This is a genomic window from Tumebacillus lipolyticus (assembly GCF_042682745.1).
Taxonomy (GTDB): Bacteria; Bacillota; Bacilli; order Tumebacillales; family Tumebacillaceae; genus Tumebacillus_A; species Tumebacillus_A lipolyticus.
In genome coordinates, this window is record NZ_JBHUIO010000006.1 from 1 (window position 1) to 14,105 (window position 14,105).

Consider the following 14,105-nt stretch of genomic DNA (forward strand, 5'->3'; position numbering starts at 1 on the left):
CTTCATAACACTCGTTTAGTTTTCAAGGATCAATCGTTTTGCTCTTTCGCGTCGTCCGCCGTTTCGCGGCGACAAGAAATAATATAACACATCGCAAGAAGCAAAATCAATAACAATTTATTCCTATCAGAAAAAATATCAAGAACAGCTTTTGAACGATCTTTTTCTCGATCGTACCGTTCAAACGTTCTGTCGCTCGCGGCGACAAGAGCTATCTTACCACTTCACGATCTTATCCACAATGTCCACAGTGGAACAAATCCTAACAAACTCCGACATGATCCAGCACCAACCGCGTAAAACACAGCCATTCCCCTGTTTCACTCGGGATGGAAGCACCGATTCGCGCAGAGAAGTTGTCCACAAAACCGGCCATTATCCCCAAGTTATCCACATCGTCCACAAAGTTACCCACAAATTCACACGAATTATCCCCATTTTTGTTGCGCGGCTTGCTTACAGCATCGCCTTCAGCAGCACCTTCGCCTTGTCACGCTTTGCGAAAACACTCCTTGTCAAAAATAAAAAGGACTTAGCCGATCGGCTAAGTCCTTCCGAATGTTCATCCTAGACGTGACGCATATGCGGGAACAACAACACATCGCGAATCGATGGTTGGTTGGTCAGCAGCATGACGACGCGGTCGATGCCGATGCCCAGACCGCCCGTTGGCGGCATCCCATATTCGAGCGCTTGAATGAAATCTTCATCCATCTCATGCGCCTCATCATTGCCTTGCTCTTTCTCTTCCAACTGCGCTTCGAAGCGCTGGCGCTGGTCGATCGGATCGTTCAGCTCCGTAAACGCGTTCGCATGCTCGCGTCCGACGATAAACAGCTCAAAGCGATCCGTATAGCGTGGATCTTCTGGGTTTTTCTTCGCCAGCGGCGAGATCTCCACCGGGTGGCCGGTGATAAACGTCGGCTGGATCAGGCTCGACTCCACAAACTCCTCGAAGAACGCGTTGAGGATATGGCCGACTTTCCATGCCTTTTCCGCCTGCACCTTGTGCTCCTTCGCCAGTTGATGCGCCTCTTCGTCTGTGTGCACCTGTTTGAAATCAACACCGCACGCTTCCTTGACCGCATCGACCATCGAAATGCGCTTCCACTGCGGAGACAGATCCACCTGCACGCCCTGGTATTCGATCTGCGTCGTCCCGAGCACCTGCTGTGCCGCGTAGACGATGCTGTTCTCCGTAAGCGTCATGATGTCGGTGTAGTCCGCATACGCCTGATACAGCTCAAGCATCGTGAACTCAGGGTTATGGCGAGTGGACACCCCTTCGTTGCGATAGGCGCGACCGATCTCGTATACGCGCTCCAAGCCGCCAACGATCAACCGCTTCAGCGGCAGTTCGAGCGCGATCCGCATGTACAGCTCCATATCGAGCGCGTTGTGATGCGTGACGAACGGACGAGCGGCCGCGCCGCCAGCGATCGCATGCATCGTCGGGGTCTCTACCTCAAGGAATCCTTGTCCATCAAAGAAATGACGCATCGCTTGGATGATCTTCGAGCGCTGCACAAACGTCTCGCGCACATCCGGGTTGACGATCAGATCGACATAGCGCTGACGATAGCGCTGCTCCACATCTTTCAGTCCTGCGTGCTTGTCGGGCAGGGGACGCAACGACTTGGTCATCAGTTCGAGAGCCGACACGTTGATCGACACTTCCCCTTTGTTCGTTTTAAAGATCGTCCCTTCAACCGCGATAAAATCACCGATGTCCATCTTATCAAACAGCTCGTAGGACGCATCGCCGACCGTGTCCTTCTTGACGTAGATCTGCACACGCCCCGCACGGTCTTGGATGTGCGAGAAGCTCGCCTTCCCTTGACCGCGCTTCAGCATGATCCGACCGGCGATCAATACCGGCTGATTGATCTCCGCCAACTCCTCCTTGGTCAAGTTCTCGCCAAAAGCGAGGACCTCCAAAGAAGTATGGGACGCTTCAAAGCGTTTGCCCCACGGTTCGATCCCTTTGTCGTACAGGGCCTGCAACTTTTCGCGGCGGACCTGCATCTGCTCGTTTACTTCGAGCGCGGGCGTGGATTGCTGTTGTTCTGACATCGCTCTCAACTCCGATAGATTCTATTTTTTGATCTCTAAGATCTCATATTCGATCGTACCCGCCGGTACATTAACTTCAATCTTATCGCCAATCACCCGTCCAAGTAAAGCCCGACCGACAGGAGACTCGTTCGAAATTTTGTTTTCGGTCGGATCTGCCTCCGCAGTGCCGACGATCGTGTATTCCATCACATCGCCATACTCGATGTCCTTGATCACCACACAGTTGCCGATGCCGACCGCCCCGGTGCTCAGATCGGACTCGCTGATGATGCGGGCGTTGCGCAGCATCTTCTCCAGCGTGATGATGCGACCTTCAATAAAAGCCTGTTCGTTTTTCGCATCATCATACTCTGAGTTCTCGCTGATATCTCCGTAGCTGATCGCCACTTTGATCCGCTCGGCCACCTCGCGGCGCTTCACCGATTTCAGATGGTCCAGCTCTTCTTCTAATTTCTGAAGCCCACCGATGGTGAGCAACGTTTCCTTCTCCGACATATGTACCAGCTCCTCCTGATCAGATTCGATCTTGGTCATCAGACTATAGAAAAACACTGCCAACCGCATCTGCTGACAGTGCTCCGCTCTGTTTATTTCATAAAACATATCTTTCAAAAGATTATAGTTGCTTCAAACCCGATCTGTCAACGATTCAATGCGCGGTTCAAATCCGATCCGATTCAGCAGCGACACATAGCGCATCGGAGCGAGCTCGCGGTCGCTCTCCGCCAAGGCGACAAGCAGCGCCTCGATCGCATTCGTGCCGAAGCTCCTGCCGGAAAAGTCAGGCGTCGTCGTCACCAGATGCTCGACGCCGCGCGCGCGCAACATCTGCACATCTGCTGGCGTCACCGTGTTGGTCACGACCGTCTTGCCTGTCAGCCGCTCCGGAAGATGACGTCGAATAAAATGAAAGTCGCCTGCGATCACATCGGCATCCAGGTAGTGCTGTTCATATTTCGCCCGAATCTCCTGCTGCTTCTCACCGGTCGGATACAAAAAGCGGATCGGCAGCTTGGTGATCAGCGGTGCGATCATCCGCGCCGCACGATCGAGCCCCTGCAGGGAGCGAATCGCCAGCGGCAACCCCAATCCGAACATCAGATCGCCAAAGACCACTTCACATCCGATCTCCACCAGCGCGGTCGCCATGCCAAATCGGTCGGCGCCCGAGACGAGCAGCACGCTTTTGTTGCGCAAGCGAATCTGCGGGTGATCGGCCAAGCTGCGCACCACATGGCGCTCCAAGCCGTTTTTCAGCCCCGATCCATCGACGATCGGCGAGCGAGTCGCATGGCGGGCGATCAGCTCCGCCTCCCGAAAGGTGTAGCGGCGATCGCTCAGGTACAGATAGCGGTCGAGGCCGCCCATTCCGAACGCATCGACTTTGCCATCCAACCTCCGAATCTCCTCGATCACCTTGCGCCGATCCCCGTCGGTGCCGATCCGTTCGAGGAGCACCTCCTCTCCCAAAAGGGAGAGCTGCACGCTGTGATCGCGCAGAGAAGAACCGAGGGAGACGCTGACCACTCGTTTCACATCTCCACCCCCTGCCGGAAAATCTGGAAAGTCTCCCTTCCATCCTCTCCAGCAAGCAGCGGTTTTAGACGGTGCTAGATCATCGCTTCCTGCGCTTCCGACCTGATCAGATATTCCAGATACTCGTCGAGCGCATCGCGAAGCGACTGCGACGTCTCCAAGAGGTTGATCCGGTCGCGGAACTGGTTCGAATCGCGAAGTCCTTTCGTGTACCAAGCGATGTGCTTTCTCATCTCGCGCGTGCCGACATGCTCCCCTTTTTCAGCGACGAGCAGGTCGGTGTGGCGCAGCGCCACGCGGATGCGCTCCTCCGCCGTCGGCGGCATCAGCTCTTCCCCGGTCTGCATGAAGTGGGTGACCGCGCGGAAGATCCACGGGTTGCCGAGCGATCCTCGGCCGATCATCACGCCGTCACAGCCTGTCTCCCTGAGCAGTTGCATCGCCTTTTGCGGTGTGGTGACATCGCCGTTGCCGATCACGGGGATCTTCACCGCCGCCTTCACCTCGCGGATGATGCTCCAGTCTGCCTCACCCTGGTACATCTGCTTCGCGGTGCGCCCGTGGACGGACACCGCTTTCGCTCCCGCCTGCTCGACCGCCTTCGCCACCGCGACCGCGTTGATGTTGTCATCGTCCCAACCCTTGCGGAACTTGACGGTGACCGGCTTGTTCGGCACCGCCTTGACGACCGCTTCCACGATGCGCGCCGCATTTTCCGGGTCGCGCGCAAGCGCTGCGCCCGAGCCCGCCCGGTGGATCTTGCTCGCCGGGCAGCCCATGTTGATGTCGACGATCGCCGCATCGGTGTTGGCGACCAGCTCAGCTGCGATTCCCATCGATTCTGCGTCACAGCCGACCAATTGCATCGAGACTGGCTTCTCCTCCGGCAGGATGGTCAGCATGGAGCGAGTTTTCGCGTTGCCATGCTGCAAAGCTTTCGTCGCTACCATCTCCGCACAGACCATGCCCGCTCCCATCTCTTTCGCCAAGATGCGAAACGACGGGTTGCACACACCTGCCATCGGCGCCAAGATCACATTGTTCTCCAGCTCCACATTTCCGATCTTCAACATGAAACGCTCACTCCCATCTATATAGAACAGCGAAAAACACAGACCTGCGGTCTGTGCCTCGCATCAAATTTCGTTACTGCCATCTTACCATCTGTCGCTCGCTCCGCTCAACCACCAATTGTTAGCGACTCTCCGCGAAGCTCCTGCTCCGTCACGCCGAGCACCGAGTGGATGGAGCGCAAGATCTCGGTCGAAGGATCTCTAGTTCCGCGCTCAATCGCACCGACGATCGCAATCGAGACGTGCAGTTTGTCGGCCAGCTCCTGTTGGGTGAGGTTCTTCAGCTTTCGAAAAGCTCGCAACCGCTTGCCAATTGTATCTGACATCGAGAGACCCCTTCCTTCCCGTCAACCTGATCGGCCATGTCTGACACGGTTTGCAGCGTTACAGGATGCACCATGTCGCCTGCAAGGTCTGCGAGCGGTAGTAGGACGAATGCGCGTTCCGCCATGCGAGGATGTGGTACGATGAGCTCCGCCGTGTCCATGACCTGCTTGTCTATGAGCAGGATGTCTATATCTAATGTACGCGGTCCCCACCTGATATCCCTTTGACGACCCATGTCTAATTCTGTAGAACTGGTGACGAAAAGCAACTTTTTCGGATCGAGCGCCGTCTTGAGCTCGATCGCCACGTTCAAAAAATCGGGCTGGTCGGTCATCCCGACCGGGGCGGTCTCGTAGACGGGGGAGATGCGGGTCACCTCGATGTCCGGATGATCGTTCAAGCGGGCGATCGCACTGCGCAGATTCTGCATGCGATCGCCCAGGTTGGAACCGAGCGACAGGTAGGCGGTGTGGCGATGCTTATCGTTCACGATAGACCTCCACCGCGACTCCCTGCAAAGTGCCGGCGAACGGCGGCATCGGCTTGGTCACCTTCACCCGCACCTTTTGCACGCGCTCATAGGTGGAGAGCATCTGCTGGGCGATGCGCTCGGCGAGCGTTTCCAACAGTTGCACCGGCTCGCCCTCCATGATCTTTTTGATCTCCGCGTACGCTTCCCCGTAGTGGATCGTCGCTGTCAAATCGTCTGTCGTCCCCGCCTCGCGAAGCGAAGTGTAGAGGGTGAGGTCAGCATAGAAGCGCTGCCCGAGGCGATTTTCCTCCTCAAAAACTCCATGATAGCCGTAAAACTCCATGCCTGATATGTAGATCGCATCCATCTTATCCGTCTCTCCTTCGCTGGGTCTTCGCTTCCTTCAACTCTGCTCAGCGCACCATCGCGTCTGTCATCCGGGCGACGCGCGCCATCGCCAACACATCGTGCACCCGCACGATGTCGACGCCTTTGGCGATGCCGAGCGCAACGGTGGCAGCCGTGCCCTCCACCCGTTCCTCGACAGGCAGGTGCAGCGTATTTCCGATCATCGATTTGCGCGAGGTGCCGAGCAATACCGGATAGCCCAGCCCGACAAAATCGTCCATCCGCTTCATCATATACAGGTTTTGCTCATGCGTCTTGCCAAATCCGATGCCAGGGTCGAGGATGATGTTTTCATCGCGCACGCCCGCCTCGTGCGCCAGCCGAATCGACTCGCGAATATCGCCGACGACGCCGGTGATCAGATCGCGCTCATGCGGTGTTTCGCGGTTGTGCATCAGGATGACTGGGCAGTCGAGAGCGGCGCAGATGCCAGCGAGCGTCGAGTCCTTTTTAAAACCCCAGACATCGTTGACGATGTGGGCGCCCGCCTCGATCGCCGCTTTGGCGACCTCCCCTTTGTAGGTGTCGATCGACAGCGGCACGTGAACCTCTTGCGCCAACCGCTCGATCACCGGGATCACGCGGCGAATCTCCTCTTCTGCCGACACCGGATCGTGCCCTGGGCGCGTCGATTCACCGCCGATGTCCAAGATGTCGGCGCCTGCCGCCACCATCTCTTTGGCGTGCTGAACCGCTCGGTCGAGGTCTGTCCAACGCCCGCCGTCCGAAAAAGAGTCGGGCGTCAGATTGAGGATGCCCATCATGTAGGTGCGCGTTCCAAAGTCAAAGGAAAACTTGCCCCCTGCAAAGGTGAGCGTCGGCGAAGCTTTCCGATCATAGCGATCGATCGCCTCGGCCAGCTCTTGCCCGAGCTGTTTGAGACCGAAAGGCTGAATGCGCAGCTTGTCGATCAGCTCAAGATATTGTCGCTTCGTCCCCATCAGCACGATCGAAGAGTCGCCTGCAGACAGGTCTGCCACATCGCGGTGCACCGCCGCATCCCCGCCGCGGGAGAGCATCTCCTGCTTCAAGATGTTCGCCGCCTTCAAGCTCACCTCGTCAATGCGAATCACAAAGCTGCGCCCTTTGTTCAGCATGATCCGATTCCCCGCCTCGGTCGAACCGACCAGCCGGAACTCCGCATGCAGGTGCGCTTCATTTTCAATATGTATCACATAAGGATTGTATCTCATCCTCGATTCCCCCTCGCCAAACTTTTTTCATTATAGCAAATGAAACTAAAAAAGATTGCCGGTTGGCAACCTTTTCGTCTGGCGATGGCGAAGGGCGATCAGCAGGATGGCACAAAAAAGTAAGCACCAAAAAGGTGCTTACTCTGGTCGTTCTATTCAAACTGGAACAGCGCGGTCGACAGATACCGCTCCCCGGTGGACGGAGCCACGGTGAGCACTTTCTTGCCCTTGCCGAGCTTTTGGGCGATCTGCAGGGCAGCGTACACGTTGCCGCCGGAGGAGATCCCGACGAGGATGCCCTCATCTTTGGCGAGGCGACGCGCATATTCGAACGCGATCTCGTTCTCGACTTGGATGATCTCATCCACTTGGTCGGTGTTCATGATCGACGGAACGAACCCTGCGCCGATGCCCTGGATTTTGTGCGGCCCAGGTTGTCCGCCGGAGAGTACCGGAGAGGCGCTCGGCTCGACAGCCACGACCTTGATGTTCGGGTTGCTCGACTTGAGCACTTCGCCGACGCCGGTCAGCGTGCCGCCGGTGCCAACGCCCGCGACGAACGCATCCAACTGCCCGTCAAACGCAGCAAGAATCTCTTGCGCGGTCGTCTCGCGATGGATCTTCGGGTTCGCTGGGTTGTCAAACTGCTGCGGGATGAACCAAGATGGGTTCTCCTCTTTCAGCGCGTTCGCCTTGGCGATCGCGCCCTTCATCCCCTCTGCACCCGGAGTGAGCACCAGCTCTGCCCCGTACGCGCGGAGCAGGTTGCGACGCTCGACCGACATCGTGTCCGGCATGACCAGCACAGCTCGGTACCCTTTTGCTGCCGCCATCATCGCAAGCCCGATACCGGTGTTGCCCGATGTCGGCTCGACGAGCGTATCGCCCGGCTTGATCTCTCCCGCCTTTTCCGCTTCGACGATCATCGAGTAGGCGATGCGGTCCTTCACCGAGCCGCCCGGGTTGAACGACTCCAGTTTCACATAGATCTCCGCATCGTCCGGCCCGCCGATGGTGTTCAATTTGATGATCGGAGTCTGCCCGATCAGTTCTGCAATGTTATTTGCCACGCGCATTGGTTGTACCTCCCCTAAATCCATAGCCAAGTATTGCAGTTGGATTTACGATATTTGTTACTCATAGTGTAGCGCGGGAGACCTTTTTCTGTCAATCCCTCTTTGCCTCGGCGATCAGTTCGAGCAGGTCTGCCTCCTCAAACTGGTAGACCTCGTTGCAGAAGTGGCAGACGAGCTCTGCCCGCTTGTCCTCTTCCATGATCTTGGTCAGCTCCGCCGCGCCGAGCGACAGCAGACCGCGGGCAAACCGCTCGTGGGAGCAGTCGCAGCGGAAGCCGATCTCGACCTTTTCATTGAAGTTGATGTCGCCTGGGATCAACCGCTTCAAGATCTCCTCTGGCGTGTATCCCTGCACGAGCAGTGAAGTGATGTGCGGGAACTGGCGAATCTGATTTTCGATGTAGTCGATATCCTCGTCCGACACCCCTGGGAGCAGCTGGAGCAAAAAGCCGCCCGCAGCAGTCACCGCCTGATCCTTCCCGACCAGAACGCCAAGCCCGAGCGCAGACGGAGTCTGTTCGGACTGGGCAAAGTAGTACAGGAAATCGTCCCCGATCTCCCCGGTCGCCAGCGGCACGGAGCCGATATACGGCTCCTTCATCCCCAAGTCTTTGATCACATAGAGAAAACCATCGCCGACCGCTGCGCCGACATCCAGCTTTTCGACATCGCCGAACACGATGCCATCTTTCGGAGCCAGTTCGACCAGCGGGTTGTCCACATAGCCGCGCACATGGCCCTCGCTGTCTGCCGTCGCCACGATGCGCCCGAGCGGGCCGTCCCCGCGAATCTGCAGTGTGACCGTCTCCTTGCCTTTTAACATCACGCCCATCATCGCAGCCATCGTCGCCGTCCGACCGAGGGCGGCGCTTGCCAAAGCGAGTGCCTTGTTGCGATCGGAAAGCTCCCTGACGATCTCCGTCGTTATGCATGCAAACGCGCGAAGCTTGCCGTCGAGTGCGGTTGCGCGTACCAAATAATCGCTCATTCTGTCGTTCCTCCTCAATGCTGAAAACGGTGCTGAACACACCGAACTGCAGATGGTAAAACTTGCACATCTCCAAACACTACTCTATGTTAGCATGATCCTCCCCCAGTTGTAAGTATACGAAGCGGCAGCAAAAGAGTGAGACGGATGGCGATCGCGCTTCATACGATAGGTGAAAACGCTACAGTGGAAGGTGACCCCCTTGGAGCAACCTCTGCTCGGACTGATGACGACCGATCTTCCGCGGCCGACCGCCACACGACTTCCCCCCACGTGGGAGCTGCTGTCAGCAGTCGGGCGCGAGGCGGAGATCCCCATCCTGTTTTTTCACCCGCATCAGATGGCGCTTGGCGCGAACAGCGTGTCGGGCTTCCGGCAGCGAGCGAACGGCTCCTGGTGGTACGGCCGAACGAAGCTGCCGCACCTGATCGTCGACCAGGTGTTTGTGCACATCGCACGCCTCGATCCCCAGTACGCAGCGCTCAAGCGATCGCTGCGAGCGCGCGGCATCCCGGTGCTCAACCCGCGCCTGCCCGACAAGCGCGGCGTCTGGCGCGCCCTGTCCGACTCCCCTGCCCTCGCCGCTCATCTGCCGGCGACCGACTCCTTGCTGCGGGCGGAGGAGGCGATCGGCTGGCTGACGCGCTACCCGAGCGTCTTTTTGAAGCCGGTTCGCGGTTCGAAAGGGCAAGGCGTGCTGTGCATCTCCCGAGCTGAGGACGGTCTGTTCACCATCGCTGAGCAAAAGCGACGCACCGTCGACCGAGCTCAGCTGCTCCAGCTGATCGCCGCGCAGCTGAAGCGAACGCCGCACCTGATTCAGCAAGGCGTTTCGCTCGTCGAGGTCGGCGGTTGCAAAATCGACCTGCGCGTCGTGCTCTTTCGCGATGGAGAGCGGAGGTGGCGGCCGGTGACCACCGTGCCGCGAGCGGGGCAGGCGGGGCAAGCGGTGACCAACCTCGCGCGCGGCGGACGGATCGAACCGCTCTCTTGGCTGGAGGCGGAGATGAACAAACGGCGGCTGAACATGCCCACCCGCGAGCAGATCGAACAGGTCGCCATCCTCACTGCCGAAGCGCTGACACCGATCCGACCCACGCTGGCCTTTCTCGGCATCGACATCGGGCTGACCACCGACGGCGAGCTGTACCCGCTCGACATCAACCCGCGCCCTGGCCGCCAAGCGCTGTCGATGGCAGATCGCAAAGCGGCCTATCAGCATCTGCTCGCCTTCTGCACGACGATCGCCCCGCCGCGCAGAAAAGCTGTGCCGCCGCTCCGATCCGATCGGCAGAAATTCTGACCCTTTCAGCGCTTGGAAGAAAAAACCGTCTCGCCCTAGAGTCGAAACGGTTTTTTTGTTATGCTGAAGAAATAGAAACGTTTGTTCGATTACATGGAGGTGAAACGGATGGAGCGAACGATATTACATCTCGATATGGATGCGTTTTTTGCATCGGTCGAGCAGCGCGACCAGCCGGAGTTGCGCGGTCGCCCGGTGATCATCGGCGGACCTGCGTCCGGGCGTGGTGTCGTCTCGACCTGTTCCTATGAAGCGCGGGTGTTTGGCGTCCGCTCCGCCATGCCGACCGCAGAGGCGCAGCGCCGCTGTCCGGACGGCATCTTTCTCTTCCCGAACATGAGAAAATACAGCACCGTCTCCCGTCAGATGTTTGACATCCTCGCACGCTATACGCCGCTGATCGAGGGTCTTTCGGTCGACGAGGCGTTTCTCGACGTCACCGGCAGCGCCCGCCTGTTCGGGGATGGCCTGACGATCGCGAGGAGGCTGAAGCAGGACATTCGCGACGAGCTTGGCCTGAGCGCGTCGGTCGGCATCTCCTACAATAAATATCTCGCCAAGCTCGGCTCCGATCTGGAAAAGCCGGATGGGCTCGTCCTGCTGAACCGGGAGGATCTGCTCCATCGCGTTCACCCCCTGCCGATCACCCGCCTGTGGGGCGTCGGCAAGAAGAGCGCCGAACAGCTGCAGCGCCTCGGGCTGAAGACGATCGGCGATGTGGCCAACATGGATCTGAAGCGCATGCGCATCCACCTCGGCGATTTTGCCGATCACATCTATCGGCTGTCGAACGGCCTCGACGATCGACCGGTCGAGCCGGAGCATGAGGTCAAATCGGTCGGTCACGAGACGACCTTCGCCGCAGATGTGCAGGAGATCGCCTTCCTCGAAACCACGCTGCTCAGCCAAGCGGTCAAGGTGGCGCGCCGCCTGCGCCGCAAAGGTGTGAAAGGGCGGACGGTGACGCTGAAGCTGCGCTACGCCCCCTTTCGCACGATCACCAGAAGCCAGACCTTGCCTGCACCCACCCATTTGGAACAGACGATCTACGAGGTGGCGAAACGACTGCTCGCCAAGTGCGCGCTCACGAAAAAGGATGCGATCCGGCTGATCGGCGTCTCGGTCAGCGGGCTTTGTGCAGACGACCAACAGCATGCGGAGCAGCTCAGCCTGTTCGACGATCTCAGCTTTCGCGCCCCCGACCCAAAACAGGAGGAGCTTTCGAAGACGGTCGACCTGCTGAAAGACAAATTTGGCGAAAACATCGTCACGCGCGCACGATTGATCAAGCGCGAGGACATGTAATCCTGTATACTAATAGATATAAAATTCTGATAATAAAGGAGATATGCGATGACAACCCATACGTTAGCTACGATGTTTCAATTTATGTTGATTGCGGCACTTTTGCTCAACCTTTACACCTTCCTCGTGCGCACCAAGCGGAACGCGTTGCCGGAGTTGGACAAGTATCTCTACGGCATCAGCCTCGGCGGGCTTTTCCTTGCGCTGTTCCTGACCTATTTCGACCTCAGCTTCACTCGCTTCTTTGCTGTCGTCGGGACGCTGGCCGCCCTGCTCGTCATCATCCGCAACTCGCAGTCGATCACCGCGCTGAAAGACAGCCTGCCGCCGAGAGAGCGCACCAATCTGCTTCGCCTCTATCTGGGAGCGATCGGGATCGCCGGCATCCTCGGTGGATTTTTCGGCTATTCTACCTATGTGGCCTAGCGCACGAATCGGTTCGCTTTCCAGCATGACGCGCAGAAAACATCGCGTCATGCTTCTTTTTTTGATCGCTGCTGTCACAAAAGCCGCTCGGGCGGTTTCGTATAGATAGAAGCCCGCGATGAAAGGAGGCGCAGAATGGAGGGAATCGCACGCATGGCAGAACGACCGAGTTCCCATACCGCTCCGCCATTTCCAGAGCTGTTCAAAACCTACTACCCGCAGGTTGTCCGGCAGATCATGCGCATCACTCGCGATCAGTCGGCAGCAGAAGACCTCGCCCAAGAGGTGTTTCTGAAACTGTACGATCAAGACATTCGCCTCATTGAAAATATCGGTGGGTGGCTGATGCAAGCGGGCATTTACGCCGCCTACAACTATCTGCGCGGTGAGAAAAGGCGCAATGCCCGCGATGAAGAGCAGGCGCATCACAGCTCGCAAGTGGAACCATCACCTGAAGACCGCTGGCTCCATCAGGAGGAGATCGAAGCGGTTCGCGAGGCGATCTTCTCTCTGCCGGAGCGCGATCGCACCTTGCTGATGATGAAATACTCCGGCTACAACTACAAAGAATTGGCCGAAGCAACCTCGGTCGATACCGGCTCGGTCGGCACGTTGCTCGCCCGCGCCAGACGCAAATTTCGAGATCTCTATCAACGAAAAAGGGGGTCTGAGGCATGAACAACTGTCCACAAGAAGCACGCATCCAAGCATATGTCGACGGCGAACTCTCTCGCCAAGAGCGCAAGGAGCTCGCCCTTCACCTCGACCAGTGCGACCTCTGTCGCCAAGCCCTCCTTGAGCTGAAGCGCCTGACCGCCTGGGCGGATGAGGCGCTCGCCGAAAGCTTCGCCCCGCTTCCTGAAGAGGCGAAGATCGACGTCGAGCAAGCTTGGTCGCGCTTTGAAGCGAAACTGCGCGAGCGCACAGCTGGTGCAAGCGCAGCGATCGAGCCGACCCGGCCGATCGAAACGATTGCAACCCCACCCCAAACGAAACGGAGCTGGTTTAGCATGGCAAAAACATATCAAAAATGGATCGCAGGCACGGCGGCGGCCGCACTGGTCGTCTCGGTGATGACCATCCCGCAAGTTCAAGCGGCAGCAGACGGACTGCTCTCCATCTTCCGCGTCAACAAAGTGGAGATGGTCAAAGTCACCCAAGAGGATCTGCAGAGCATCGGACAGCTCTTCTCCGGTCACGAGATCGGCGAAAAGACGATCAGCGGGCTCGGGAAATTCTGGGTCGATGAAACTCGCGAACAGCAAAATTTCGAATCGCTGGACGGGATGAAAGCGGCAGGTGTTTCCCCGATCACTCTCCCTGCTGGCTATGAGTTCCAATATGGTGGCATTCAGCCTGAGTATACGATCAACATGCAGTTGGACACCGACAAGGCGAACAAGATGCTGGCCCAGCTGAACGCAGGCGTAAAATTTGACGAGAAGCTGAACGACAAGCATTTTGCGCTGACCTTCCCGAAGACGACCAGCTATCAGTTCGGGCAAAACAATGGCGAATGGATCAACTACAAAGTGTTCAGCTCGCCGAAGCTCAACGTGCCGGCCGATGTGGATGTGGAAGAGCTGCGCCGGACGATTCTCGCCTCGCCGCTCCTGCCGCAAGGAGTCAGCGCACAGCTCTCTTCGATCAAAGATTGGAAGACCACGCTGCCGATTCCATTCTTCGAAGGCAAGAAGAAAGCGGAAGATGTTAAAGTAAAGGGCAACAGCGGTCTGTTCCTGCCCGAGCAGTATGGCAACAGCGCCTCATTGATGTGGGAAGCGGACGGAGAGATTCACAACATCTCCCTCTATTTCCAAGCTGAAATGTCAGATCAAGAGCTGAAAGCTAAACTGCTGAGCATCGCCAACAGCCTCTAGAAGCGAACGTCAGATGGGAGCAAGAGCAGCCGCCAATCGGTT

At 57.7% G+C, this 14,105-nt stretch carries 15 protein-coding genes; 5 read left to right on the forward strand and 10 right to left on the reverse strand.

The features are described 5' to 3' along the window. Nucleotides 1-567 precede the first annotated feature (567 nt). The 10 genes from lysS to hslO all read right to left on the reverse strand — a co-directional run bounded on the left by lysS (nucleotide 568) and on the right by hslO (nucleotide 9,149). On the reverse strand, nucleotides 568-2,073 hold the full coding sequence (gene lysS, locus ACFSOY_RS11625; protein WP_386046840.1) for a lysine--tRNA ligase: 1,506 nt from the start codon (nucleotides 2,071-2,073) through the stop codon (nucleotides 568-570). Nucleotides 2,074-2,094: 21 nt separating this feature from the next. Continuing rightward, entirely contained in the window at nucleotides 2,095-2,571 is a 477-nt protein-coding gene (greA, locus tag ACFSOY_RS11630; protein ID WP_386047068.1) for a transcription elongation factor GreA, read from the reverse strand. A gap of 132 nt (nucleotides 2,572-2,703) precedes the next feature. Further along, entirely contained in the window at nucleotides 2,704-3,612 is a 909-nt protein-coding gene (locus tag ACFSOY_RS11635; RefSeq protein ID WP_386046842.1) for a quinate 5-dehydrogenase, read from the reverse strand. A 74-nt stretch (nucleotides 3,613-3,686) separates the two neighbouring features. Next, nucleotides 3,687-4,685, reverse strand: coding sequence for a tRNA dihydrouridine synthase DusB (dusB, locus tag ACFSOY_RS11640; RefSeq protein WP_386046844.1), 999 nt, complete (start codon nucleotides 4,683-4,685; stop codon nucleotides 3,687-3,689). Between the two features lie 107 nt (nucleotides 4,686-4,792). Continuing rightward, entirely contained in the window at nucleotides 4,793-5,011 is a 219-nt protein-coding gene (locus tag ACFSOY_RS11645) for a helix-turn-helix domain-containing protein (protein ID WP_386046846.1), read from the reverse strand. After that, nucleotides 4,966-5,502, reverse strand: coding sequence for a 2-amino-4-hydroxy-6-hydroxymethyldihydropteridine diphosphokinase (folK, locus tag ACFSOY_RS11650; RefSeq protein ID WP_386046847.1), 537 nt, complete (start codon nucleotides 5,500-5,502; stop codon nucleotides 4,966-4,968). Before folK ends, ACFSOY_RS11645 begins: the two co-directional genes overlap by 46 nt. After that, nucleotides 5,492-5,851: a dihydroneopterin aldolase gene (gene folB / locus ACFSOY_RS11655; RefSeq protein WP_386046849.1), complete on the reverse strand. Its 360-nt coding sequence runs from the start codon at nucleotides 5,849-5,851 to the stop codon at nucleotides 5,492-5,494. Before folB ends, folK begins: the two co-directional genes overlap by 11 nt. 46 nt (nucleotides 5,852-5,897) lie before the next feature. Next, the gene (folP, locus tag ACFSOY_RS11660; RefSeq protein WP_386046851.1) at nucleotides 5,898-7,085 is read right to left on the reverse strand and encodes a dihydropteroate synthase; all 1,188 of its coding nucleotides are present in this window, start codon (nucleotides 7,083-7,085) and stop codon (nucleotides 5,898-5,900) included. Between the two features lie 152 nt (nucleotides 7,086-7,237). Beyond that, entirely contained in the window at nucleotides 7,238-8,161 is a 924-nt protein-coding gene (gene cysK, locus ACFSOY_RS11665; RefSeq protein WP_386046853.1) for a cysteine synthase A, read from the reverse strand. Nucleotides 8,162-8,252: 91 nt separating this feature from the next. Then, nucleotides 8,253-9,149: an Hsp33 family molecular chaperone HslO gene (gene hslO, locus ACFSOY_RS11670; RefSeq protein ID WP_386046854.1), complete on the reverse strand. Its 897-nt coding sequence runs from the start codon at nucleotides 9,147-9,149 to the stop codon at nucleotides 8,253-8,255. Nucleotides 9,150-9,351: 202 nt separating this feature from the next. Here hslO and ACFSOY_RS11675 point away from each other — a divergent pair, with 202 nt between their 5' ends. From ACFSOY_RS11675 to ACFSOY_RS11695, 5 genes are all read left to right on the forward strand, one after another. Further along, a complete protein-coding gene (locus ACFSOY_RS11675) occupies nucleotides 9,352-10,452 on the forward strand; it encodes a YheC/YheD family endospore coat-associated protein (protein WP_386046856.1) in 1,101 nt (366 codons plus the stop codon). 108 nt (nucleotides 10,453-10,560) lie between these two features. Continuing rightward, nucleotides 10,561-11,757, forward strand: coding sequence for a DNA polymerase IV (locus tag ACFSOY_RS11680; RefSeq protein ID WP_386046857.1), 1,197 nt, complete (start codon nucleotides 10,561-10,563; stop codon nucleotides 11,755-11,757). 48 nt (nucleotides 11,758-11,805) lie between these two features. Further along, the gene (locus ACFSOY_RS11685) at nucleotides 11,806-12,183 is read left to right on the forward strand and encodes a hypothetical protein (RefSeq protein WP_386046859.1); all 378 of its coding nucleotides are present in this window, start codon (nucleotides 11,806-11,808) and stop codon (nucleotides 12,181-12,183) included. Nucleotides 12,184-12,318: 135 nt separating this feature from the next. Then, complete coding sequence (locus ACFSOY_RS11690; protein WP_386046861.1) at nucleotides 12,319-12,861, forward strand: RNA polymerase sigma factor SigX; 543 nt, start codon at nucleotides 12,319-12,321, stop codon at nucleotides 12,859-12,861. Then, on the forward strand, nucleotides 12,858-14,063 hold the full coding sequence (locus ACFSOY_RS11695) for an anti-sigma factor family protein (protein WP_386046863.1): 1,206 nt from the start codon (nucleotides 12,858-12,860) through the stop codon (nucleotides 14,061-14,063). Before ACFSOY_RS11690 ends, ACFSOY_RS11695 begins: the two co-directional genes overlap by 4 nt. Nucleotides 14,064-14,105 lie beyond the last annotated feature (42 nt).

What these genes read in the sequence shown, in the direction of transcription:
- lysS (WP_386046840.1), bottom strand. Translation starts at nt 2,073, where the DNA reads ATGTCAGAACAACAGCAATCCACGCCCGCGCTCGAAGTAAACGAGCAG.
- greA (WP_386047068.1), bottom strand. Translation starts at nt 2,571, where the DNA reads ATGTCGGAGAAGGAAACGTTGCTCACCATCGGTGGGCTTCAGAAATTA.
- dusB (WP_386046844.1), bottom strand. Translation starts at nt 4,685, where the DNA reads ATGTTGAAGATCGGAAATGTGGAGCTGGAGAACAATGTGATCTTGGCG.
- ACFSOY_RS11645 (WP_386046846.1), bottom strand. Translation starts at nt 5,011, where the DNA reads ATGTCAGATACAATTGGCAAGCGGTTGCGAGCTTTTCGAAAGCTGAAG.
- folB (WP_386046849.1), bottom strand. Translation starts at nt 5,851, where the DNA reads ATGGATGCGATCTACATATCAGGCATGGAGTTTTACGGCTATCATGGA.
- folP (WP_386046851.1), bottom strand. Translation starts at nt 7,085, where the DNA reads ATGAGATACAATCCTTATGTGATACATATTGAAAATGAAGCGCACCTG.
- cysK (WP_386046853.1), bottom strand. Translation starts at nt 8,161, where the DNA reads ATGCGCGTGGCAAATAACATTGCAGAACTGATCGGGCAGACTCCGATC.
- hslO (WP_386046854.1), bottom strand. Translation starts at nt 9,149, where the DNA reads ATGAGCGATTATTTGGTACGCGCAACCGCACTCGACGGCAAGCTTCGC.
- ACFSOY_RS11680 (WP_386046857.1), top strand. Translation starts at nt 10,561, where the DNA reads ATGGAGCGAACGATATTACATCTCGATATGGATGCGTTTTTTGCATCG.
- ACFSOY_RS11685 (WP_386046859.1), top strand. Translation starts at nt 11,806, where the DNA reads ATGACAACCCATACGTTAGCTACGATGTTTCAATTTATGTTGATTGCG.
- ACFSOY_RS11690 (WP_386046861.1), top strand. Translation starts at nt 12,319, where the DNA reads ATGGAGGGAATCGCACGCATGGCAGAACGACCGAGTTCCCATACCGCT.
- ACFSOY_RS11695 (WP_386046863.1), top strand. Translation starts at nt 12,858, where the DNA reads ATGAACAACTGTCCACAAGAAGCACGCATCCAAGCATATGTCGACGGC.